Here is a 21,988-nt window from a genome sequence, read left to right as displayed (position 1 = left end):
ACGTATTGGACTCGTCCTCGACGCCGGTCGTCCGGTAAGAAGGTTCTTTACACCCCTCATCCGGGGCTCAGGGCGCGTGTGCGGCGCGCCCGTCGCGTACCGGCCCGTACGCATCAGTGACCAGGGCCGTACGCGGTGCCCGCCCACTTCTCAACCAGGAGTGGCCACCCTCAAACCATGAAGACCTAAGGGGTAAGACAAAGTGGCAGCGGAGATCGTCAATCCTCGCAGCGACAGCGATACGGGACAGGACGGAGGGGCGGAGCCCCTCGATTCCTTCGACCCCGCGTTCGCGCTGCACCGCGGCGGCAAGATGGCTGTGCAGGCCACCGTGCCGGTCCGTGACAAGGACGACCTGTCCCTCGCGTACACGCCCGGCGTGGCGAAGGTGTGCAGCGCCATCGCCGAGCAGCCGGACCTCGTGCACGACTACACGTGGAAGTCGTCGGTCGTCGCCGTCGTGACGGACGGTACGGCCGTGCTGGGGCTCGGTGACATCGGGCCCGAGGCCTCCCTCCCGGTGATGGAGGGCAAGGCGATCCTGTTCAAGCAGTTCGGCGGAGTGGACGCGGTTCCGCTCGCGCTGGCCTGCACCGACGTCGACGAGATTATCGAGACCGTGGTCCGGCTCGCACCGTCCTTCGGCGGCGTGAACCTCGAGGACATCTCGGCTCCCCGGTGCTTCGAGATCGAGCGGCGGCTCCAGGAGCGGCTCGACATTCCGGTGTTCCACGACGACCAGCACGGGACCGCGGTCGTGACGCTGGCCGCGCTGCGGAACGCCGCGCGGCTGAGCGGGCGCTCGATCGGAGACCTGCGTGCCGTCATCTCGGGTGCGGGTGCCGCGGGTGTGGCCATCGCCAAGATGCTGGTCGAGGCGGGCATCGGGGATGTTCTGGTGGCCGACCGCAAGGGTGTCGTGTCGAGTGACCGGGACGACCTCACGCCTGTGAAGCGGGAGGTGGCCGGGTTCACCAACAAGGCGGGCCTGTCCGGGTCGCTGGAGGACGCGCTCGCGGGTGCGGACGTCTTCATCGGTGTGTCCGGCGGTACGGTCGCGGAGGCCGCGGTCGCCTCCATGGCGAAGGGGGCCTTCGTGTTCGCGATGGCCAACCCGGACCCCGAGGTGCACCCCGATGTCGCGCACAAGTACGCGGCCGTGGTGGCCACCGGGCGGTCCGACTTCCCGAACCAGATCAACAACGTGCTGGCGTTTCCGGGGATCTTCGCGGGGGCGCTGCAGGTGCGTGCCTCGCGGATCACGGAGGGCATGAAGATCGCGGCGGCCGAGGCGTTGGCGGCGGTGGTCGGTGACGATCTCGCGGCCGACTACGTCATTCCGTCCCCGTTCGACGAGCGGGTGGCTCCTGCGGTCACGGCGGCGGTTGCTGCGGCGGCTCGGGCGGAGGGTGTTGCTCGTCGCTGAGCCGTGGTGCTCGTGATTGGCGTGAGGGTCCCGTCCGGGTGGGTTTCCGGGCGGGGCCGTTTTTTTGCCTCTGGGTGGGGCTGATTGGGTGGCGGGTTGGGTGCGGGTGCGGGTGCGGGTGCGGGTTCGGTGGGGGCGGGCGTTTTGCGCCCACGCGGCGGAGCCGCATATGGACACAGTCCCGCGCCCCTGGATGCCTGCGGCGGCCTGCCCGGCCCCGGTGGGGGCTTGTGTAGCGCGCGGTTCGGTGGGTGGGTCGGGGCCGGGGTGGGGGTATCCGTCCTCGGTCCGGCGGCTCGGTCCCTTTGAGTAGTGCCCGGCGACGGACGCCGGCCGCTGCGGGCGGACACCCCCCACCCCGTCCCCTTGCCGCCGTACGCGGCTACCGGCCCGTCGTGGCGCGCGGTCGCGGCGGAGGAGGTGGCGAACGCCCCGTCGTGGCGCGTGAGGTGGCGAACGGTCCGTCCTGGCCGGGGGCGACTGCACCCACCCAGGGGCGCGGGGAACTGCGCGACCAGCCCCCACGCACCCGCACCCGCCCCACAACAGGACCCGGCACCCCCATAGGCGCCCCGCCCAAGCCCAGCGCAGCTGCCCGCGGGGAGCTGCGCGACCAGCCACAACGCACCCGCACCCGCCCGACCGGCTCACCCGGCACCCCCATAGGCGCCCCGCCCAAACCGCAAGAGGGCATGTGTCACAACGCGCCCCGGTTCCCCCGCACCGTCGGCGGACCTATCGTCAAGGTCATGTTCGCTGTCTACGCCGCCCGAATCGACCGCGACAACCCCCTCTCGGGACTGGAGTCGGGGGAGCGCCCGGCCCCCGAAGCCCGTCCGGGTTGGAGCGTCGTCGATGTCAGGGCCGCTTCCCTGAATCACCATGACCTCTGGTCCCTGCGCGGCGTAGGCCTCGCAGAGGACAAGCTTCCGATGATCCTCGGCTGTGACGCCGCCGGTGTCGACGAGGACGGCAACGAGGTCGTCCTGCACTCCGTCATCGGGCAGAGCGGGCACGGGGTCGGTCCCAAGGAGCCGCGCTCCATCCTCACCGAGCGCTACCAGGGGACGTTCGCCGAGCAGGTGGCCGTGCCCACCTGGAACGTGCTGCCCAAGCCGAAGGAGCTGTCCTTCGCGGAGGCCGCCTGTCTGCCCACGGCCTGGCTGACCGCGTACCGGATGCTGTTCACGAACGCCGGCGTCCGACCCGGTGACTCCGTGCTGGTGCAGGGGGCGGGCGGCGGTGTCGCCACGGCCGCGATCGTGCTCGGGAAGGCCGCGGGGCTGCGGGTCTTCGCCACGAGCCGGGACGAGGCCAAGCGGAAGCGCGCGCTGGAGCTCGGGGCCGTGGAGGCGCTGGAGTCGGGCGCGCGGCTGCCGCAGCGGGTGGACGCCGTCATCGAGACGGTGGGTGCGGCCACGTGGTCGCACTCCGTGAAGTCGCTCAAGCCCGGCGGCACGCTGGTCATCTCCGGTGCCACGAGCGGTGACCGCCCCTCGCACGCCGAACTGACCCGGATCTTCTTCCTGGAGCTCAAGGTCGTGGGCTCGACCATGGGCACCAAGGACGAGCTGGAGGACCTGCTCGCGTTCTGCGCGGCCACGGGTGTGCGGCCCGTCATCGACGAGGTGCTGCCCATGGACCGTGCCCGCGAGGGCTTCGAACGGGTCGCGTCCGGTGAGCAGTTCGGGAAGGTCGTGCTCACGAACGGCTGATATCCCGCCCTCTTCGCTTTCCTTCTTCTTGTCGGCGGCCGGTCCGGGTGCGGATCGGCCGCCGACGTTTGTCAATGTTGGTTGACAGGCGGGTCATGTCAACGTAAGTTGACATCATGACCGAAGCAACGGATCTCGCCGAGCGTGCCGGTGATCGCGATCCCCGGGTCGGCCTACGTGCCGTCGCCGCGCTGCGCAGGCTGCTGGAGCAGCTGGAGTCGGTGCAGGTGCGCAGTGCGCGCAATCAGGGCTGGTCGTGGCAGGAGATCGCCGCGGAACTCGGAGTGAGCAGGCAGGCCGTGCACAAGAAGTACGGGAGGCATTGATGTTCGAGCGGTTCACGAAGGACGCCCGGGCCGTGGTCGTGGGCGCGGTCGAACACGCCGAGGGGGTGGGCGCGGATGCCGTGGACGCCGGGCACCTGTTGCTCGCCCTGTTGGACCGGGAGGCCGGTCGGGCCTCCTTCGCGCTGGCCGCCCTCGGGCCGACCGGGAGCGCGGACGCCGTGCGGGAGGCGCTCGGTGAGGCGCGGCGGCGAGCCGGGCTGTCCCAGGCGGACGCCGAGGCGCTGGCCGGGCTCGGTATCGACGTCTCGGAGATCGTCGCGCGGGTGGAGGAGGTGCACGGGGTCGGAGCGATGTCCGGCGCCCGGAAGAGCGGGCCGGGGTGGTCCGGGCGGCGTTCCTTCGGGCGGGATGCCAAGGAGATCCTGGAGAAGGCACTGCGTATCGCCGTGGCCCGGCGGGACCGCCATATCGGCGACGAGCACATCCTGCTGGCCCTGACCGTCAGGCCGGGGGTGCCCGGGGAGGTTCTCGCCGATCACGGGGTGACCTATGAGTCGGTCGTGCGCGTCCTCTACGGCGAGGGAGAGGCGAAGGCGGGCTGAGGGGGCTACGGGGGTGGATGGCGAGCGCTCCGGTGGTACGGCAGCTGTGTGGGGGGAAGCCGTCGTACCACCGGAGGCCGGGCGGTTCACGCCTTCGGTGCTCGCAGCAGTGCTCCTATGCGGGCCGCCGCCGTCGACAGATGGCGGCGGGCGTCGTGGAACTGGTCGGCCGTGATGCCGTGGTCGCGGGCCGCGTCACGGATGTCGTCCCGGAAGCGGTCGAGCAGACGGTCCAGGTCGCGGGCCGGGTCGCCGGTGGGGTCCTCGTGGGCCCAGGAGGGCTCGTACTCGGCGGGGAAGTCCTCCGGGGTGTGGGAGTACTGGGGGCCGGGCGGGGTTCCGTCCGCCTTCTCGGACCTCGCGCCACTCCGGCCGAAGCCGAAGTCCTTCCCGAACTCCTTGCCGTAGTCCTTCCCGAACTCGCCGAACTCCTTGGCCAGTTCGGTCAGTCCCTCGCGCACCCCGGTCGGCCAGTCGCCGCGCGCGAAGTGGTCCTGGACCTGCTCCTGCACCCGCCGGGCGATCCGCTGCACCTCCTCCTGCGCCTGCTCCCGCGCCCGGTCCTGGGCCTCCTTGGCCTGACGGCGGGCCCGCTGGGCCTCTTCGCGGGCGCGGCGGCTCTCGTCCTTGGCGCGCCGGGCCTGCTCCTTCCACTCCTGCTTGACGCGGCGCATCTCCTCCTTGGCGGCACGCCACGACTCCTTGTCGGCGTACTCCGTGAAGTCCCCGAAAGGGCCCTCGGATTCGGTGCCGGCGCCCTTGGTGGCGCCGCCGGATCCCCGGCGGGCCTCGGTGGCGGCCGCCCGCATCTCGCGCCGCAGATCGCCCGCGGCGCCCCGCACATCGGCCCGGATCTCGGCGGCGAGCTCGGCGACCGACTCGCGGATCTCCAGCTCCAGGTCGGCCAGTTCACCGCCGCGGTCGGCCAGTTCGGCGCGGCCCGCGTCCGTGATGGCGTACACCTTGCGGCCGCCCTCGGTGGTGTGGGTGACCAGGCCCTCCGCCTCCAGCTTCGCGAGCCGGGGGTAGACGGTGCCCGCCGAGGGGGCGTACAGGCCCTGGAAACGCTCCTCCAGGAGGCGGATCACCTCGTAGCCGTGACGCGGGGCCTCGTCCAGCAGCTTCAGCAGGTAGAGACGGAGACGGCCGTGGGCGAAGACGGGGGGCATGTCAGAGCACCTTCTTGTCGGTCGTGCCGTCGGCCGGGCCGCGGGTCGGGTCGTTCGCGCGGGCGTCCGTGGGGTCGTCCGCCGCCGGGGCGGGGGCCTCGTCGGCCCGGCCGGAGAGGGAATTGTCCCCCGAGGTGTCGTGCCCGCCGTCCACCGGGTCGGTGGTGTCGGCCGGCCCCGCGCCCGTGTCGGCGTCTTTCACGAAGGGATCGGTCTCCCATGACTCCTCCTCGTCCTCGCGGGGTGGGCGGCCCAGCAGGGCGATGGAGCCGGAGACGGTGGTCGCGCGGAGCTTGCCGGTGCCCGCGCCGAGGCGGCCCGTGACCTTGTGGGCGCCCCACTGGCCGCGCACGCGCAGGCCCTCGAAGGCGTTGGAGATCGTGCCGCTCGCGGTGTTGGCCTCCACCTCCGCATCGGCGGGCTGGGGGAGCCGGATGGCGATCTCACCCGAGACGCTGGTCAGCCGGACGTCGGTGGGGCCCTCGGGGTCGAGGTCGACGATCATCGAGCCGCTGACCGAGTCGGCCCGCACGGAGGGACCGGAGCCCTCCACGACCGTGAGATCCCCGGAGACGGAGTTGAAGCGCAGGTCGCCGGTGACCGCCTGGGCCTCCAGGTTCCCGGAGACGGTGTCGGCGCGGACCGGGCCGGAGAGGCCGACGAGGGTCGTGTCGCCGTTGACCCCCTTCACCACGGACGGGCCGCGCACCCCCGACACGACGGCGGCGGCGCTGACCACACCCACCTCGACGCGGGTGTCGGCCGGCACGGCCAGCGAGACGACCGCGCTGCGCCGCCAGCCCTTGCGGTCGAGCCACTTGAGGAAGCCCTTCCAGGGCAGGTCTTCGTAGGCCACCGTGAGGGTCCCGCCCTCCTGGGTGACGACCAGGGGCGGTCCCTCGATCTCGGACACCTCCAGACGCGCGGAACCTTCGTCCGTGCCCACCACGTTCACCGTTCCGTTGACGATGCGTACGTGGAGTTCGCGTACGGGCTCGTCGAAGGTGAGCTTGCTGGGCTCCGTGACGGACCACTCGGACATGGTGCAGACCTCCCCGTAGCAACGCGCCATATCGCGTCTCCTGGAATTCACGATATATCGTGGACGTCGAAAGTCAAGGCACCCGTTCTGGGGAGGCAGGGGTTCTAAATATGACCAATCTCCGCGAATCGCCCTAGCGTGTGAGCATGTCGACGGAAGCCACCTCCCGTACCGGTCCCGCCCCCGGCGCCCTGCTGCTCTGCCGGGCCGAGCCGGATTCCGTCGCCGCCGTCGCCCCGCTGCTGCGCGAGCGGATGCTGCTCACGCGTGCGGGGGAGGGGTGGAGCGTTCTCGTGCCGGAAGGCGGGCCGTGGCTGCACGGTGAGGAGCCGGTCGACCGTGTCATGACCGGCTGGGCCACCGCCCTGGCCGTCGGGGCTCCCTGGCCCGTCCTCGCCCTGTGGTGGGACGCGGACCGCGGCGGCTACACCCTCGCGTCCGGCTTCCGCCGCCCCGTCGGCTACATCTGGCTCACCAACGGCACCCCGGCCGGCGAGGACGAGGCCATGCGCACCTTCGCGGCCCGTCTGGCGCTCGATCCGGTCCTGGACGTCCAGTCCCTCGACCACCTCACGAAACCGGACCCCGCCTCCGACGCCCGCACCCGCCTGCGCGGCCTGCTCGCGGTCCTCACGCGCGTGGGTCTGGACCTCCCCGCCGGCCTCGCCCCCGGCGAACCGACCGACCGCCTCCGCGAGGTGGCCCGGGCCCGGCCCGGCACCCGCCCCGTCGAGTGGGAGGGCCGGCAGGACACGGTCCGCGGCGAACTCGAGGCGACCGTGGGCCGCCGCCTCACGCCCTGGCTCCCCTGGTCCGGCGACCCGAGGGCCCGCACCCTCGCCCTGGCCCAGATGGCGGCAGGCCTCCCGCTGGCCGCCTGGGGCCTACGGCACCGCAGCGGCGGCTGGCTCACGGCGGGGGCGCTGCTGCTGGCACACGGCACGCTCGGGCTGTCGTACGACCTGACGCACCCCCGCGACTGACTCGCACAGCCGATCGTCGACACGAAAGAAGCGGGGCACCTCAGGGGCGCCCCGCGGCCGGAAAGCCGTCCGGCTATTCGTCGTCCTCGTCGTCCAGCCGGGCGAGCCACGTGGCCAGCCGCTCCACCGGCACCTCGAAGTCGGGATTGAGGTCCACGAACGTCCGCAGCTGCTCGGCGAGCCACCCGAAGGTGACTTCCTCCTCGCCGCGTCGCTTCTCCAATTCCTCGATGCCACGGTCCGTGAAGTACATGCCGTCAAGGATAAGTGCGCCGAAACGACCGGGCCGCACCCCCCGGGAGAGGGATGCGGCCCGGTCACGTACTGCCCGCGAGACGGATTACGCCTCGAACACCTCACGCACCAGCTGCTCCTGCTCCGCCTGGTGCCGCTTGGCGGAACCGACGGCCGGGGAGGAGCTGTGCGGGCGGGAGATCCGCCGCAGTCGCTCACCGTGCGGGATGTCCGCGCCGACCGCCAGGTCCAGGTGGTCGATCAGGTTGAGGGCGATGAAGGGCCACGCGCCCTGGTTCGCCGGCTCCTCCTGGGCCCACAGGTACTTCTCGGCGTTCGGGTACTTGGCGATCTCCGCCTGGAGCTCGGCACCCGGGAGCGGGTACAGGCGCTCGATGCGGATGATCGCCGTGTCCGTGATGCCGCGCTTCTGACGCTCGGCCTCGAGGTCGTAGTACAGCTTGCCCGCCACGAAGACGACCTTGCGCACCGCGGCGGCGTCCACGGACGTGTCGCCGATGACCGGGCGGAACTGACCCGACGTGAACTCCTCCGTCTTCGACGCGGCGGCCTTCAGGCGCAGCATCGACTTCGGCGTGAAGACCACCAGCGGCTTGTGGTGCGGGTTGTGCACCTGCCACCGCAGGAGGTGGAAGTAGTTCGACGGCAGGGTCGGCATCGCGACCGTCATGTTGTTCTGGGCGCAGAGCTGGAGGAAGCGCTCCACGCGCGCGGACGAGTGGTCCGGGCCCTGGCCCTCGTAGCCGTGGGGGAGGAGCAGCGTCACACCGCTCGTCTGGCCCCACTTCTGCTCGGCCGCCGAGATGTACTCGTCGACGATCGTCTGCGCGCCGTTGACGAAGTCGCCGAACTGCGCCTCCCACAGCACGAGCGCGTCGGGGCGGGCCAGCGAGTAGCCGTACTCGAAGCCCATGACCGCGTACTCGGACAGCAGGGAGTTGTAGACGTTGTAGCGGGCCTGGTCCTCGTTGAGGTACTGGAGCGGGGTGTGCTCCTCGCCCGTCTCGCGGTCGATGAGGACCGCGTGCCGCTGGCCGAAGGTGCCGCGCTGGGAGTCCTGGCCGGACAGGCGGACCGGGGTGCCCTCCAGGAGCAGGGAGCCGACGGCCAGCGTCTCGCCCATGCCCCAGTCGATCGTGCCGTCCTCGACCATCGACGCCCGGCGCTGCAGCTGCGGCAGCAGACGCGGGTGGACGTGGAAGGTGTCGGGGATGTTGACCTGGGACTCGGCGATCCGCTTGACGACCTCCGAGGAGATCGCGGTGTTCACGGCGACCGGGAACTCGGCCTGCGGGTCGGAGACGGGACCGGCGGCCGGCTGGGCCGTCACGGCCTCGCGGACCTCGGTGAAGACCTTCTCCAGCTGGCCCTGGTAGTCCTGCAGCGCCTGCTCGGCCTCTTCCAGGGTGATGTCGCCGCGACCGATGAGGGACTCGGTGTACAGCTTGCGCACCGAGCGCTTCTTGTCGATCAGGTCGTACATCAGCGGCTGGGTGAAGGCCGGGTTGTCCGACTCGTTGTGACCGCGGCGGCGGTAGCAGATGAGGTCGATCACCACGTCCTTGTTGAACGCCTGGCGGAACTCGAAGGCCAGACGGGCCACACGGACCACGGCCTCCGGGTCGTCGCCGTTCACGTGGAAGATCGGGGCCTCGATCATCCTCGCCACGTCCGTCGCGTACATCGACGAGCGGGAGGACTCCGGGGCGGCCGTGAAGCCGACCTGGTTGTTGATGACGATGTGGACCGTGCCGCCGGTGCGGTAGCCCCGCAGCTGCGACATGTTCAGGGTCTCGGCCACCACGCCCTGGCCCGCGAAGGCCGCGTCACCGTGCAGGGCGACCGGCAGGACCGTGAAGTCCGTGCCGCCCTTGTTGATGATGTCCTGCTTGGCGCGGACGATGCCCTCGATGACCGGGTCGACCGTCTCCAGGTGGGAGGGGTTCGCGGCCAGCGAGACCTTGATCTGCTCGCCGTCCAGACCGGTGAAGGTGCCCTCGGCGCCCAGGTGGTACTTCACGTCGCCGGAGCCGTGCATCGACTTCGGGTCGAGGTTGCCCTCGAACTCGCGGAAGATCTGCGCGTACGACTTGCCGACGATGTTCGCCAGGACGTTCAGGCGGCCGCGGTGGGCCATGCCGATGACGACCTCGTCCAGGCGGGACTCGGCGGCCGAGTCGAGGACCGCGTCGAGCAGCGGGATGACGGACTCGCCGCCCTCCAGGGAGAAGCGCTTCTGGCCGACGTACTTCGTCTGCAGGAAGGTCTCGAAGGCCTCGGCGGCGTTCAGCCGGCGCAGGATGCGCAGCTGCTCCTCGCGCTCCGGCTTGGTGTGCGAGCGCTCGATGCGGTCCTGGATCCACCTGCGCTGCTTCGGGTCCTGGATGTGCATGAACTCGACGCCTGTGGTGCGGCAGTACGAGTCGCGCAGCACGCCGAGGATGTCGCGCAGCTTCATCAGGGACTTGCCGGCGAAGCCGCCGACCGCGAACTCCCGCTCCAGGTCCCACAGGGTGAGGCCGTGCTCGGTGATGTCCAGGTCGGGGTGCTTGCGCTGGCGGTACTCCAGCGGGTCGGTGTCGGCCATGACGTGGCCGCGGACCCGGTAGGAGTGGATCAGCTCGAAGACGCGGGCGGCCTTGGTGACGTCGTCGTCGTGCGAGGCGTCGATGTCCTTGAGCCAGCGGACCGGCTCGTAGGGGATGCGCAGCGCCTCGAAGATCTCGTCGTAGAAGCCGTTCTCGCCGAGGAGGTAGTTCGCGACGACGCGCAGGAACTCGCCGGAGGCGGCGCCCTGGATGACCCGGTGGTCGTAGGTCGACGTGAGCGTCATGACCTTCGAGATACCGAGCTTGTTCAGGGTGTCCTGGGAGGTGCCCTGGAACTCCGCCGGGTAGTCCATCGAGCCGACGCCCATGATGACCGACTGCCCGGGCATGAGGCGGGGCACGGAGTGGACCGTACCGAGGCCACCGGGGTTCGTCAGGGAGACGGTGACGCCCGAGAAGTCGTCCATCGTCAGCTTGCCGTCACGGGCGCGGCGGACGATGTCCTCGTAGGCCTGCCAGAACTCGAAGAAGTTCAGCGTCTCGGCCTTCTTGATGCCCGCGACGACCAGCTGGCGGTCGCCGTTGGGCTTCACCAGGTCGATGGCGAGGCCGAAGTTCACGTGCGCGGGCTTGACGAGGGTGGGCTTCCCGTCCTTCTCCGCGTAGTGCCAGTTCATCGACGGCATGGCCTTGATGGCCTGCACCATCGCGTACCCGATCAGGTGCGTGAAGGAGATCTTCCCGCCCCGGGCGCGCTTGAGGTGGTTGTTGATGACGATGCGGTTGTCGAAGAGCAGCTTCACCGGGACCGCGCGCACGGACGTGGCCGTGGGCAGCTCCAGGGAGGCGTTCATGTTCTTCGCGACCGCGGCGGCGGGACCGCGCAGGGTCACCAGCTCGGGACCGTCCGCGGAGGCACTCTCGGCGGCCGGCTTCGCGGCGGGCTTCGCAGCGGCGGGCTTGGCGGCCGGAGCGGCCTGAGCCGGAGCGGCGGCCGGTGCGGCCTTGGCCGGAGCCGGAGCCGCGGCGGCGGGCTTGGCGGCCGGAGCAGCGGCCGGGGCCGGCGCCGGAACCTGCGCCGGGGCGGCGGACGCGGCGGTGGTGGTCTCCGCGGCCCCCGCGGCCGCGGTACCCGCCGCAGCCGGAGCGGCAGCCCCCGACTTGTAGTCGGCGAAGAAGTCCCACCAGGCGCGGTCTACCGAATTCGGGTCCTGGAGGTACTGCTGATAGATCTCGTCGACGAGCCACTCGTTCGGCCCGAACGCGGCAGCGGGGTTCTTGCCCGCTTGGTCTGCGTCGGTCGAGATGCTCGAGTTACTGGGGGACTGTGGCGACACGGCGGCAACCGCCCTCTTCCGCTTCTCACAAGGTGATGGACAGCGGGAATAAAGGCTACGCCCCCAAGACCGGGAAGGTCAGGCCGGGCCGGTCCATCGTCGTGTAAGTCACATCAAAGAGCGAGTTTCGGGGGCGGAAATGGCGGGAAACAAGCGTGGTTCTGGTACGTGCATCCGCCTCAGGGAAGCGCCGAGCGGGGCCCTGCGCGACTGCGGCGCGGCCCTCTGCCTGATCACACGTGTCCGTCAGCGCCGAACACAGATGGATCTTGTGGCTCCGCTTCGAACTTTACGTCAACTTGGCAGAGAGGGAAGTCCCGGAAGGGTGACAAGGATCCTGCAGCCCCGCTCGGATTCGGCCACTCCGATCCGGCCGCCGTGCAGATCCACCGCCCAGCGGGCGATCGCGAGCCCGAGCCCGGTGCCGCCGTCGCTGCCCGGACCGTGCGGCCGCATGACCTGACCGCGGTTGAACCGCTCGAAGACGCGGTGCCACTCCTTGCGCGGAATACCGGGACCCTCGTCGAGGACCTCCAGCTCGAGCGACTCGGGCAGCGGCCCGCGCCGCGCCTTGACCGTCACCCGTCCATGCGCGGGGCTGTGCTTGACCGCGTTGTCGATCAGGTTGGCCACGACCTGGTGGATGCGCTCCGGGTCGGCGTGCGCGGTGAGCTCCGGAGGGGACACGTCGAGGTGCAGATGGACGTCGTTTCGCGTGTGACTGCCGGACCCGGACGCGATGCCCGCGCGTGCCGTGGCGACCATGTTGGCCTCCTTCAGCACGCCCGACAGGTACGGCCACACCTCGAACCGTCGCTTCTTCAGCGGTACGACGCCGTTGTCGAGGCGGGACAGGTCCAGCAGGGTCTCCACCAGCCGGCCGAGCCGCTCGGTCTGCTTCAGGGCCGTGCGCATGGTCTCGGGGTCGGCCTGGGTGACGCCGTCGACGATGTTCTCCAGCACCGCACGCAGGCCCGCGATGGGCGTGCGCAGCTCGTGGGAGACATTTGCCACAAGTTCCTTGCGCTGGCGTTCCTGGGCCTCCAGGTCGTCCGCCATGCGGTTGATCGTCTGGGCCAGGTCGCCCAGCTCGTCCCGGCGGTTCTCGCGGACCCGGCGGGTGTAGTCGCCGTGTGAGATGGACCGGGCGACCGCGTTCATGTCGTCAAGGGGCGCGGTGAGCGAATGCGCCACGAACTGCGTAATGAGCAGTGTGGCGATCATCGAGAAGACCGTGATGAAGCGCAGCTCGGTCGCCGTGCGCATCGCGATCATCATCAGCCCGGTGGTGATGAGGACCGCGATGACGACCAGGGCGCCCAGCTTGGTCTTGATCGAGAACGGGCTCACTCCGCCGCCCCAGGGCTCCCTGGGGCTTCTCCGGCCGGCCGGACCCTCGCTCATGGCGTCGGCGTCTCCAGGGCGTAGCCGACGCCGTGCACCGTGCGGATCCGCTCGGCGCCGATCTTCCGGCGCAGTGCCTTGATGTGGCTGTCGACGGTGCGGGTGCCGGACGCGTCCGCCCAGTCCCACACCTCGGCCAGCAGCTGCTCACGGGAGAGCACCGCGCGCGGGGTGTTCGCCAGGCACACCAGGAGGTCGAACTCGGTGGGTGTCAGGTGCACGTCCTCCGAGCGCACCCGCACCCGGCGCTGGGCGTGGTCGATCTCCAGCTCGCCGAGCCGCAGAATGCCGCTTCTGGGCGTGGCGGCGGCCAGCGCGGCCCGCTCGACGCGCCGCAGCAGCACGTGCACGCGCGCGGCCAGCTCCCGCATCGAGAACGGCTTGGTCATGTAGTCGTCGGCGCCGACGCCGAGCCCGACCAGCATGTCGGTCTCGTCGTCACGGGCCGTCAGCATGAGCACCGGCACCGGACGGGCGGCCTGCACACGGCGGCAGACCTCCAGACCGTCGAAGCCGGGCAGCATGATGTCGAGGATCAGCAGGTCCGGCTGCCAGGCCTCGGCCGTGTCCACCGCCGACGGACCGTCGACCGCCGTTTGCACGAGGAATCCCTCGGCGCGCAGGCGGGTCGCGATGGCGTCGACGATCGTCGGATCGTCCTCGACGACCAGAACCCGGCGCTGAGCGCCCTGGGTAGCCGTCGAACCGTTGTGGGAGGTGTGTGTCTGCTCCATCGCCCGCCCCTGGGGAGTGCTTTCCGGAACCATGTGGGGTGATTCCTTGTCTGCGCATGACTGCGATTGACGCTTGAATGATCGGCGTAGGGAAGCAGAGTACGGGGAGTCATCACCCCTTTGCTATCCAGGTCGGACAGCGAGATGGACGACGTCCGGTACGCCCCGGGCAACGGGGATCTCCTCGGTACGTACCTGATGGAACCCGGCATTTGCTAGGGATTGCTCAAATTCCGCAGAGGGTTTCGCCGACCACACGGCCAGTACGCCGCCCGGCTTCAACGCCCTTGCGCAGCTTGTGAGTCCGGTACGCGCGTAGAGCCCGTGGTTGCCGTCCGTGACCGTCCAGTCGGGCCCGTTGTCGATGTCGAGGCACAGCGCGTCAAAAGTGGCGCATGTCTCATTGACGAATCCGACTAGATCCGTTTCCACAATGTTCGTCCGGGGATCGGCGAGCGCCCGCTCCGAGAGGACCGAGAGCGGGCCCGTGCCGCGGTGCCAGTCGATGATCGCCGGTTCCCGCTCGACGACCGTGATCCGGCCCCACCGTGGGTTCGCGGCCGCGTGTGCGAGCGAGAAGCCGACGCCGAGGCCGCCGATGAGGACGTGCGGATCAGGCCGCTCGTCGAGCGCGGCGAGCGCGGCGTCGACGAGCATCCGCTCCGAACGTCCGTCCGAGGTGTCCATCAGGAAGCAGCCGTTGGCGATGATCTGGAGCAACTCGCCGTGGCGCCGCAGGACGACCTCTCCGTACGGGCCCTCGCGACGGTCCAGGACTTCGGGAATGTCGTACGAGGTGGGCATCGGCCCATCCTGTCAGGCCAGGGCCCCCGGCCGGGGTTCCTTGAGAAGTCCCTGTGAATCGGGGCCGGGGTGGCGCAGGTCACAGACAGCGGGCGGGTGGGACGCGAAGGGTGGGGTGGGACGGAAGGAGCAGCTCACCTTGGAACGGACCGTGCCGCCCCCGGCTGCCTCCGACGCGCCCGCCCCGGAAGCACCTGTCTCGGACGCGTGCTTTCCGGATGTGGCCGGACTGCTCGACGGGATGCCCCGGCAGCGGGAACGGGGCGAGGCGGACGCCGCCGGGACACCGGTGACCCGCACGGCAACGGCTGCTCCGGACACCCGAGTTCACCTCCCCCGGCTCCTGCGACTGCTCCCCACCCCCACCGGGACACCGTTCACCTTCGTCTACGGCGCCGTCCTGGCCGTCGTCTCCCTGGTCGCCGCGCAGTTGGACCCCGCCGTGGTGCACACCCTGCACCAGGCCTCCAGCACCGATGTCGCGCACCTCGTGCGCACGCCCGTACTGGTGCTGGTGGCCAGCGCGTTGTGGATCGCGGGCGGCGTCCTCTCGCCGTACGCCCTCGCCCTGCTGTTCGTCCTCACCGCACTGGAGCGCCGGATCGGTGGTGTGCGCACGGCCGGTGTCTTCCTGTTCGGGCACATCGGGGCGACCCTCGCGACGGAGGTCCCCGTGGGCCTCGCGGTCGTGGCCGGGCTGCTGCCCGCCAGTTCGCTGCACCGCCTCGACTACGGCGTCAGCTTCGGCGTGGCCGCGAGCCTCGGCGCGCTGGCGGGGCTGCTCGGGCCGTGGCTGCGCCGGCCGTTGCTCGGCCTCTTCGGCTTGGTGCTGGTGTCCGACCTGATCGCGTTCACCGACCCGCTGACCGACTGGGGCCATCCGATCGCCCTGGCGATCGGAGTCGCGACCTGGCCGCTGGTGCGGCGCCGGTACCGGGACCGGCAACCAGTCGCCGCCGGTTAGGCCCGACACCGCCGCCGTCCCGGTGGTCCCGTGTCAGCCGGCCGGAGGTGTCCAGACGTACGGCGTGGTCGTGGTCACCGCGTGCAGGCCGAGCCGGCGCAGGATGGGCGCGCTGTCGTCCGACGCGTCCACGTGCAGCCAGGTGACCCCGCGGGAGACGGCGAGAGCGGCGCGTACGGCGACCAGGGCACGGTAGATGCCCCTGCCCCGCCAGTCGGCCAGGGTGGAACCGCCCCACAGGCTCGCGAACTCCGTGCCCGGGCGGAACACCAGCCAGGCGGCGCACACCACTTCGCCGTCCGCCTCGGCGACGTACACCGCGGTGTCGTCCGGCGCGGTGGCGACCCGGCCGATCAGCTCCTCGGCGAGCCAGCCCCAGTCCTGGCCCCACACCGCCGACTCCATCGCGGCGATCCGCCGCATGTCGGCGTCCGCCGTGACCCGGCGCACGGTGACGCCGTCCGGCGGCACGGGCTCTCCTACGGCCATCTCGGCGGCCCTGCCGACCAGTACCGTCTCCCGCTCCTCGGGCACGAAACCGGCCGCGGTCAGTCGGTCGGTGAGGTCGGCCGGGGTGTCGTGGGAGCGGGTCTTCCACTCGACGGCCTCGCCGCGCGCCGCGAAGAAGTCCCGTTGCCGCGCGATGAGTGCGTCGAGCGCGTCACCCGCCACGCCGAGGTCACGCGGCCCGCTCACGAACCCGCGGAACTGGCCGACGATCCGCAGCAGGGGTCCGTCCTGCTCGTACGTCACCCCCGTGGGCGGGGCCGGGGGAGCGCCCCGCATCTGGTCGTCGTAGGCGGAGAGGAGGTGCTGTATGTGGGTGGTGGTCATGGTCGTTCGTTCCCCCGGTCGTCTAGGTCGTCTAGGTCGTCTAGGTCGTTCTGGTCGTCACCAGGCACGCGCGCGTGGAGGTGCTGGTCGTGTCTGTCCCGGGGGCCGGCGGCGAGGCCGGCTCGCGGTCACCAGGTTTCAGGCCGCCGGGAAGAGAGGGGACCGGCTGGGCGTTGTCCGCCGTGCGGCCGGCGGGAACCACCGGAGGTATCGGCGTGATCACCGGCGCAGCATGACGGAGGCCGTCCGCGGCCGCCTCGGGGTTTTCCGCGGACGGTGACGGACGGTCACCCAGCGTCCGGCCCCATGAACTTCGCACTGGTGAGCGGAGCCTTTACATGCCAGCCCACAGACTCGTACAGCGCCCGTCCCGCCGGGGTTCCGACGAGGACGCCGGTGTCCGCCCCCGCGGCGGCCGCCGCGGCCTGCAGCGTGCGCATGACGACGCTGCCCAGGCCCAGGCGCCGGTGGGCGGGCGCGGTCTCGATCTGGTCGAAGACGGCGGTCGCGCCGGTCGGGGCGGTCTGGCCGCGAGCCGCGAGGGAGCCGTCGGGCGCGGCGACGAGCACGCGCGTGACCCCGCCTGCGGACCAGACGCGCTTCCGGTAGCCCTCGGGGAGCTGCGTACGTCCGCCCTCCGCTCCGGCCAGCGGGACCGTCATCAGATACCCCGGCTCGGGATCCACCCACCAGCCCTCGCCGAGCCGGCCTCCCACCACCGCCGGGTCCTGGAACACCTTGAGCCATACCCCGGCGCCCGTCACCCCGCCCGCGACCCTGCGCACGAGCTCCTCGTCCACGTCGTCGCCCAGCGCCTCGAGGACATGCCGCGAGACCTGTGCGAGCTGCCCCACGTCGACGGTGAACCCCCACGGCTCACGCTCCGGCGGGGCGGCCCCGCGGGACACCGCCCAACCCGTCACCCACGCCTGTACGACTCCGTCCATGACAACCCCCCGCGGTGCGTCTGTAATGACCGCTGACCCCATGTGCCTATTACGCGATGACGGTAGACCCGGAACCGCCGATTCCGGCAGTCGTGATCGCCGTCAGCGAACAGGCAAGCGGGTGGGGAACATTCGACGGCGCATGTGCATTGAGTCGGCATAGCTCAACTTGAATGCCGAAGGGGAGATCATGGCTTCGACGTCCACACCGCTCACTCTGCCTGTGCTGCCGCTCGACGACGAGGTCGTGCTGCCCGGAATGGTGGTCCCGCTGGACCTGAACGACGCCGACGTCCGCGCCGCGGTGGAGGCCGCCCAGGCCGCCGCCCGCTCGGAACCCGGAAAGCCGAAGGTCCTCCTGGTCCCACGCATCGACGGCACCTACGCGAGCACCGGTGTGCTCGGCACCGTCGAGCAGGTCGGCCGACTGGCCGACGGCGACCCTGGCGCGCTCATCCGCGGCCGGAGCAGGGTCAAGATCGGTGCGGGGACCACCGGCCCGGGCGCCGCCCTGTGGGTCGAGGGGACGACGGTCGACCAGACCGTCCCCGACCCGCTGCCCGGCCACGCGACCGAACTCGTCAAGGAGTACAAGGCACTCGCCACCGCCTGGCTGCGCAAGCGCGGCGCCTGGCAGGTCGTGGACCGCGTGCAGGCCATCGACGACGTGTCGGCCCTCGCCGACAACTCCGGTTACTCGCCCTTCCTGACCACCGAGCAGAAGGTCGAACTGCTGGAGACGGCCGACCCGATCGCCCGCCTCAAGCTCGCCACCCAGCAGCTCCGCGACCACCTCGCCGAGCAGGACGTCGCCGAGACCATCGCGAAGGACGTCCAGGAGGGCGTCGACAAGCAGCAGCGCGAGTTCCTGCTCCGCCGCCAGCTGGAAGCCGTACGCAAGGAACTGCGCGAGCTCAACGGCGAGCAGGAGGGCGAGGAGTCCGACGACTACCGCGCCCGCGTGGAGGCCGCCGACCTGCCCGAGAAGGTGCGGGAAGCCGCCCTCAAGGAGGTCGACAAGCTGGAGCGGTCCTCCGACCAGTCCCCGGAGGGCTCCTGGATCCGCACCTGGCTGGACACCGTCCTCGAACTGCCGTGGAACGAACGGACCGAGGACGCGTACGACATCCAGGGCGCCAAGGCGATCCTCGACGCCGAGCACGCGGGCCTGGAGGACGTGAAGGAGCGGATCACCGAGTACCTGGCGGTGCGCAAGCGCCGCAACGACCGGGGCCTCGGGGTCGTCGGCGGCCGCCGCGGCGGTGCCGTCCTCGCCCTCGTCGGCCCGCCCGGTGTCGGCAAGACCTCGCTGGGCGAGTCCGTCGCGCACGCCATGGGCCGCAAGTTCGTCCGTGTCGCCCTCGGCGGTGTGCGGGACGAGGCGGAGATCCGCGGTCACCGGCGGACGTACGTCGGCGCGCTGCCCGGCCGGATCGTGCGGGCCGTCAAGGAGGCGGGGTCGATGAACCCGGTCGTCCTGCTCGACGAGATCGACAAGGTGGGCTCCGACTTCCGCGGCGACCCCGCGGCCGCCCTCCTGGAGGTCCTGGACCCGGCGCAGAACCACACCTTCCGCGACCACTACCTGGAGGTCGAACTCGACCTGTCCGACGTGGTGTTCCTCGCGACGGCGAACGTCCTGGAGGCCATCCCGGAGGCCCTGCTCGACCGTATGGAGCTGGTCCGCCTCGACGGCTACACCGAGGACGAGAAGATCGTCATCGCCCGTGACCACCTGCTCCCGCGCCAGCTGGAGCGGGCGGGGCTCGCGAAGGACGAGGTCGTCATCGACGAGAGCGCGCTGCGCAAGCTCGCCGGCGAGTACACACGCGAGGCGGGCGTCCGCACCCTGGAACGGTCCGTCGCGAGGCTGCTGCGCAAGGTGGCGGCCCAGCACGAACTCGGCGAGCGCGATCTGCCGTTCACGGTCACGGACGAGGAACTGCGCGGTCTGATCGGCCGGCCGCACCACGTGCCCGAGTCGGCGCAGGACCCCGCGGAGCGCCGTACGGCGGTCCCCGGTGTCGCCACCGGGCTCGCGGTCACCGGAGCGGGCGGGGACGTGCTGTTCGTCGAGGCGTCGCTGGCCGACCCGGAGACGGGTGCGGCGGGTCTGACGCTGACCGGCCAGCTGGGTGACGTGATGAAGGAGAGCGCGCAGATCGCGCTCAGCTTCCTCCGCTCGCACGGCGCGGAGCTCGAACTGCCGGTCGGCGACCTGAAGGACCGGGGCGTGCACATCCACTTCCCGGCGGGCGCGGTCCCGAAGGACGGCCCGAGCGCGGGCGTCACCATGACGACGGCGCTGGCGTCGCTGCTCTCCGGCCGCCTGGTCCGCACGGACGTGGCGATGACGGGCGAGGTCTCGCTGACCGGCCGGGTGCTCCCGATCGGCGGCGTGAAGCAGAAGCTGCTCGCCGCGCACCGCGCCGGGGTGAGCACCGTCATCATCCCGAAGCGCAACGAGGCCGACCTGGACGACGTCCCGGCGGAGGTGCTGGACAAGCTCGACGTCCACGCCGTCACCGACGTCCGTCAGGTCCTGGAGCTGGCGCTGTCCCCGGCCGTCAGCGGGGCGACGCCGGAGGTTCCGGTGGCGGCGTGACGCCGTAGTCCGTCAGCGGGCTGCGTTCGCGGGCACCGGATGAGGTGAAGGCCCGGGTTCTTCGTGAGGGAGGCCCGGGCCTTCGCCGTACGCCGGGGCGGGTCAGCCGTTGGCGAGCGCCTGCACCCGGTCGAGGGCCCCGTCGAAGCGGTCGTGGTCGCCGACGGTCGGGCCGGAGGAGGTGTACTGCCACATGGTGTACCCGCTCCAGCCGGCCGGGAGGGTGCCGGCCGTCGAGGCGTAGCGGGCGATCCACAGCGGGTTGGCGGAGGCGAAGCCGCCGTAGTCGCCGGTGCACTGGGTCCACCAGCTGGTGGCGGTGTAGATGACCGCGTTGCGGCCGGTGCGGGCCTTGTACTGGTTCAGGAAGTCGCGGATCCAGCTGACCATCGCGCTCTGCGTCTTGTCGAAGCAGGCGTCGCCGTACGGGTTCCACTCGATGTCGAGCACCCCGGGCAGTGTCCTGCCGTCCTTGGACCAGGCGCCGCCGTGGTCGACGAAGTAGTCGGCCTGCGTGGCGCCGCTCGTGGTGTCCGGGGTGGCGAAGTGGTAGGCCCCGCGGATCATGCCGACGTCATAGGAGCCGGAGTACTGCTGGGAGAAGTAGGGATTCGTGTAGTACGTCCCCTCGCTCGCCTTGCTGTACGCCCACCGGACGCCGCTGTTCCACAGGGTCGGCCAGGCGACGTTGCCCTGATAGCTGGCGACGTCGACGCCTTCCGCCCGGGTGGCGCGGGTGGCGGTGGGCAGACCGTCCTGGCCGTCATGCGCTACGACGCCCATTCCCATGTGGGCGGAGCCGCGGGCCGGGGTGGCGGTGGAGGTGGCGGTGGAGGTGGCGCCGGTCTCGGGGGCTTCCGCGGCCGAGGCGGGGGTGGTGGGGGACGTGGGGAGCAGCGAGAGCGCGGTGAGGAGGAGTCCGACGAGGAAGAGGCGGCGGGGACGTATGGGTCCTTGTTTGTGTACGGGCATCGAGTGCCTCCGATGGCTCGGTGGGGTGGGGGACGAGGAACGGGCCGGGGCCGGTCGGACTGACGTGAGCATGCCAGCCACCGCTCGGTGAAGGACTGCGTACGGCGACGACGGGGTGGAGAGGGACCGGAGGCTGCCATTGGTCCAGCCCTGCGAAATACTTACGGAGCTGCGGTGGTGTCGCAATTTGGCGGAAACCTTCACGACCGGGAAATTCAAGGCAGGGGCTGACGTGCACGAAGACGGAAACGGCGGCGGTGGCCGGGGCGGGGCCGACGTGGCGCCGAGCGGTGTGAACCAGCCCGGATTCCTGGCGCTGGAGCGCGAGTTGACCGTCCTGCTGCGCCGCGCCCGGGCCAACCAGGGGGAGATGGCCCGGGAGGTCCACCCCGACCTGGAGTCGGCGGCTTACGGACTGCTCGTCCGTCTGGATGAATGCGGCCGCCAGCGCGCCACCGAACTGGCCGCCTACATCGGCGTCGGCAAGGCCACGATGTCCCGGCAGCTGCGTGCCCTGGAGGACCTGGGCCTGGTCGCCCGCGAACCCGACCCGGCGGACGGCCGTGCCTGGCTGGTGGACCTCACGGAGGAGGGCCGCTCCCGGGTACAGAGGGTCCGCGACGCACGCCGGGCCCGGTACGCGGGCCGACTGGCGCACTGGGACCCGGACGAGGTCACCGAACTGGCACGGCTGTTGCACCAGCTGAACAGGGGCATGGAGAAGTAAGCCGCCCCGAGCACCGCGGGGTCCGGCGTACCGCCGGGCGAGGTGGGGCACCTCCCTTGTACCGGCGCCGGTGCGCTGCCGTCGAACGGGTCGAGCAGACGTTTGCTTCGGCCGGGTGGGTGGTGGGGTGGTGCTGGGGTGGGGCGGCCGGGTGTGCCGGGTGGGTGCTGCTCCGGGCGTGGGCCCGGCATGACCGTGGCGGGTCGGTGTCGTCGAGTTGGCCGAGCGGGTGTGTGCTTCGGTCGGCTGCCCGTTCGGGCCGTGTCGGGTCGGTGTTCCCGAGCGCGCCGGGTGACAGTCCGCCCCGGACGGCGCCCGCCGTGCCAGTGACCACTCCGCTCGGTGTCAGCCGGTGCGCCCGGCCGGCCGGGCGTCGGTCGTGGTGGGCCGGGGGGAATCGTTGAGTGCACCGGGTGTGCGTCCGCTCCGACCGAGCTCCCCGTCGCGCCGATGCCCCGGCGACGCCGTCGACCACATCGCGCGGTACTCCGCTGCGGCGGCCGTATCCCTCGGCTGTTCATGGCTCGGGCGAACCGGTCGCCGGTGGCCCGCGAGCCGTCGTGCCGGCGGGCGCGGTCAGGGCGACCCCGTCGACCCCACCGCACGGCCGTCCGCTCCGGCGGCCCTTCCCG

Annotated in this window: 18 protein-coding genes; 8 read left to right on the top strand and 10 right to left on the bottom strand. The window is 71.1% G+C overall.

Annotated elements, in window-relative coordinates; all coding sequences use genetic code 11:
• The first annotated feature begins 202 nt into the window (after window positions 1-202).
• The 4 genes from RKD20_RS14895 to RKD20_RS14880 all read left to right on the top strand — a co-directional run bounded on the left by RKD20_RS14895 (window position 203) and on the right by RKD20_RS14880 (window position 4,030).
• Entirely contained in the window at window positions 203-1,426 is a 1,224-nt protein-coding gene (locus RKD20_RS14895) for an NAD(P)-dependent malic enzyme (protein ID WP_424878158.1), read from the top strand.
• Window positions 1,427-2,175: 749 nt separating this feature from the next.
• Complete coding sequence (locus RKD20_RS14890; RefSeq protein ID WP_020123541.1) at window positions 2,176-3,141, top strand: zinc-binding dehydrogenase; 966 nt, start codon at window positions 2,176-2,178, stop codon at window positions 3,139-3,141.
• A gap of 116 nt (window positions 3,142-3,257) precedes the next feature.
• On the top strand, window positions 3,258-3,467 hold the full coding sequence (locus RKD20_RS14885; RefSeq protein WP_007384656.1) for a helix-turn-helix domain-containing protein: 210 nt from the start codon (window positions 3,258-3,260) through the stop codon (window positions 3,465-3,467).
• Window positions 3,467-4,030 (top strand): Clp protease N-terminal domain-containing protein, encoded by a 564-nt coding sequence (locus RKD20_RS14880; protein ID WP_424878157.1) that lies wholly within the window; start codon window positions 3,467-3,469, stop codon window positions 4,028-4,030. The genes RKD20_RS14885 and RKD20_RS14880 overlap by 1 nt, the downstream gene beginning before the upstream one ends.
• Before the next feature lie 86 nt (window positions 4,031-4,116).
• On the opposite strand, the gene RKD20_RS14875 is transcribed toward RKD20_RS14880, so the two are convergent.
• Complete coding sequence (locus tag RKD20_RS14875; RefSeq protein WP_424878156.1) at window positions 4,117-5,199, bottom strand: helix-turn-helix transcriptional regulator; 1,083 nt, start codon at window positions 5,197-5,199, stop codon at window positions 4,117-4,119.
• A gap of 1 nt (window position 5,200) precedes the next feature.
• Entirely contained in the window at window positions 5,201-6,241 is a 1,041-nt protein-coding gene (locus RKD20_RS14870; protein ID WP_424878155.1) for a DUF4097 family beta strand repeat-containing protein, read from the bottom strand.
• A gap of 146 nt (window positions 6,242-6,387) precedes the next feature.
• On the opposite strand from RKD20_RS14870, the gene RKD20_RS14865 reads away from it, so the two are divergent.
• Window positions 6,388-7,224: a hypothetical protein gene (locus RKD20_RS14865; RefSeq protein ID WP_424878154.1), complete on the top strand. Its 837-nt coding sequence runs from the start codon at window positions 6,388-6,390 to the stop codon at window positions 7,222-7,224.
• A gap of 73 nt (window positions 7,225-7,297) precedes the next feature.
• Here the strand turns inward: RKD20_RS14865 and RKD20_RS14860 are convergent, their stop codons facing one another.
• The 5 genes from RKD20_RS14860 to RKD20_RS14840 form a co-directional block, all read right to left on the bottom strand.
• A complete protein-coding gene (locus RKD20_RS14860) occupies window positions 7,298-7,477 on the bottom strand; it encodes a DUF6104 family protein (RefSeq protein WP_319295185.1) in 180 nt (59 codons plus the stop codon).
• An 87-nt stretch (window positions 7,478-7,564) separates the two neighbouring features.
• Window positions 7,565-11,365: a multifunctional oxoglutarate decarboxylase/oxoglutarate dehydrogenase thiamine pyrophosphate-binding subunit/dihydrolipoyllysine-residue succinyltransferase subunit gene (locus tag RKD20_RS14855; RefSeq protein ID WP_424878153.1), complete on the bottom strand. Its 3,801-nt coding sequence runs from the start codon at window positions 11,363-11,365 to the stop codon at window positions 7,565-7,567.
• 294 nt (window positions 11,366-11,659) lie between these two features.
• On the bottom strand, window positions 11,660-12,769 hold the full coding sequence (locus RKD20_RS14850; protein WP_424878152.1) for a HAMP domain-containing sensor histidine kinase: 1,110 nt from the start codon (window positions 12,767-12,769) through the stop codon (window positions 11,660-11,662).
• Window positions 12,766-13,503 (bottom strand): response regulator transcription factor, encoded by a 738-nt coding sequence (locus tag RKD20_RS14845; protein ID WP_007384663.1) that lies wholly within the window; start codon window positions 13,501-13,503, stop codon window positions 12,766-12,768. Before RKD20_RS14845 ends, RKD20_RS14850 begins: the two co-directional genes overlap by 4 nt.
• Window positions 13,504-13,626: 123 nt before the next feature.
• Window positions 13,627-14,307 (bottom strand): spermidine synthase, encoded by a 681-nt coding sequence (locus RKD20_RS14840; protein ID WP_424878151.1) that lies wholly within the window; start codon window positions 14,305-14,307, stop codon window positions 13,627-13,629.
• A gap of 139 nt (window positions 14,308-14,446) precedes the next feature.
• Between RKD20_RS14840 and RKD20_RS14835 the strand changes: the two genes are divergently transcribed.
• The gene (locus RKD20_RS14835; protein ID WP_424878150.1) at window positions 14,447-15,271 is read left to right on the top strand and encodes a rhomboid-like protein; all 825 of its coding nucleotides are present in this window, start codon (window positions 14,447-14,449) and stop codon (window positions 15,269-15,271) included.
• Window positions 15,272-15,304: 33 nt separating this feature from the next.
• On the opposite strand, the gene RKD20_RS14830 is transcribed toward RKD20_RS14835, so the two are convergent.
• On the bottom strand, window positions 15,305-16,105 hold the full coding sequence (locus tag RKD20_RS14830) for a GNAT family N-acetyltransferase (RefSeq protein ID WP_424878149.1): 801 nt from the start codon (window positions 16,103-16,105) through the stop codon (window positions 15,305-15,307).
• Window positions 16,106-16,392: 287 nt separating this feature from the next.
• The gene (locus RKD20_RS14825; RefSeq protein WP_424878148.1) at window positions 16,393-17,052 is read right to left on the bottom strand and encodes a GNAT family N-acetyltransferase; all 660 of its coding nucleotides are present in this window, start codon (window positions 17,050-17,052) and stop codon (window positions 16,393-16,395) included.
• 190 nt (window positions 17,053-17,242) lie between these two features.
• Here RKD20_RS14825 and lon point away from each other — a divergent pair, with 190 nt between their 5' ends.
• Window positions 17,243-19,657, top strand: a complete 2,415-nt coding sequence (gene lon, locus RKD20_RS14820) for an endopeptidase La (protein ID WP_424878147.1) — start codon at window positions 17,243-17,245, stop codon at window positions 19,655-19,657.
• Between the two features lie 102 nt (window positions 19,658-19,759).
• On the opposite strand, the gene RKD20_RS14815 is transcribed toward lon, so the two are convergent.
• A complete protein-coding gene (locus tag RKD20_RS14815; RefSeq protein ID WP_424878146.1) occupies window positions 19,760-20,629 on the bottom strand; it encodes a lysozyme in 870 nt (289 codons plus the stop codon).
• A 232-nt stretch (window positions 20,630-20,861) separates the two neighbouring features.
• Here RKD20_RS14815 and RKD20_RS14810 point away from each other — a divergent pair, with 232 nt between their 5' ends.
• On the top strand, window positions 20,862-21,356 hold the full coding sequence (locus RKD20_RS14810; protein WP_359425367.1) for a MarR family winged helix-turn-helix transcriptional regulator: 495 nt from the start codon (window positions 20,862-20,864) through the stop codon (window positions 21,354-21,356).
• Window positions 21,357-21,988: the final 632 nt, after the last annotated feature.

It is taken from the genome of Streptomyces sp. SLBN-8D4, assembly GCF_049739545.1.
Taxonomy (GTDB): domain Bacteria; phylum Actinomycetota; class Actinomycetes; order Streptomycetales; family Streptomycetaceae; genus Streptomyces; species Streptomyces canus_C.
The sequence above is the reverse complement of the archived record's forward strand: the minus strand, read 5'-3'. Positions and strand labels throughout refer to the sequence as shown.

What these genes read in the sequence shown, in the direction of transcription:
- RKD20_RS14880 (WP_424878157.1), top strand. Translation starts at nt 3,467, where the DNA reads ATGTTCGAGCGGTTCACGAAGGACGCCCGGGCCGTGGTCGTGGGCGCG.
- RKD20_RS14865 (WP_424878154.1), top strand. Translation starts at nt 6,388, where the DNA reads ATGTCGACGGAAGCCACCTCCCGTACCGGTCCCGCCCCCGGCGCCCTG.
- RKD20_RS14845 (WP_007384663.1), bottom strand. Translation starts at nt 13,503, where the DNA reads ATGGAGCAGACACACACCTCCCACAACGGTTCGACGGCTACCCAGGGC.
- RKD20_RS14860 (WP_319295185.1), bottom strand. Translation starts at nt 7,477, where the DNA reads ATGTACTTCACGGACCGTGGCATCGAGGAATTGGAGAAGCGACGCGGC.
- RKD20_RS14815 (WP_424878146.1), bottom strand. Translation starts at nt 20,629, where the DNA reads ATGCCCGTACACAAACAAGGACCCATACGTCCCCGCCGCCTCTTCCTC.
- RKD20_RS14870 (WP_424878155.1), bottom strand. Translation starts at nt 6,241, where the DNA reads ATGTCCGAGTGGTCCGTCACGGAGCCCAGCAAGCTCACCTTCGACGAG.
- RKD20_RS14825 (WP_424878148.1), bottom strand. Translation starts at nt 17,052, where the DNA reads ATGGACGGAGTCGTACAGGCGTGGGTGACGGGTTGGGCGGTGTCCCGC.
- RKD20_RS14850 (WP_424878152.1), bottom strand. Translation starts at nt 12,769, where the DNA reads ATGAGCGAGGGTCCGGCCGGCCGGAGAAGCCCCAGGGAGCCCTGGGGC.
- RKD20_RS14875 (WP_424878156.1), bottom strand. Translation starts at nt 5,199, where the DNA reads ATGCCCCCCGTCTTCGCCCACGGCCGTCTCCGTCTCTACCTGCTGAAG.
- RKD20_RS14885 (WP_007384656.1), top strand. Translation starts at nt 3,258, where the DNA reads ATGACCGAAGCAACGGATCTCGCCGAGCGTGCCGGTGATCGCGATCCC.
- RKD20_RS14890 (WP_020123541.1), top strand. Translation starts at nt 2,176, where the DNA reads ATGTTCGCTGTCTACGCCGCCCGAATCGACCGCGACAACCCCCTCTCG.
- lon (WP_424878147.1), top strand. Translation starts at nt 17,243, where the DNA reads ATGGCTTCGACGTCCACACCGCTCACTCTGCCTGTGCTGCCGCTCGAC.
- RKD20_RS14840 (WP_424878151.1), bottom strand. Translation starts at nt 14,307, where the DNA reads ATGCCCACCTCGTACGACATTCCCGAAGTCCTGGACCGTCGCGAGGGC.
- RKD20_RS14830 (WP_424878149.1), bottom strand. Translation starts at nt 16,105, where the DNA reads ATGACCACCACCCACATACAGCACCTCCTCTCCGCCTACGACGACCAG.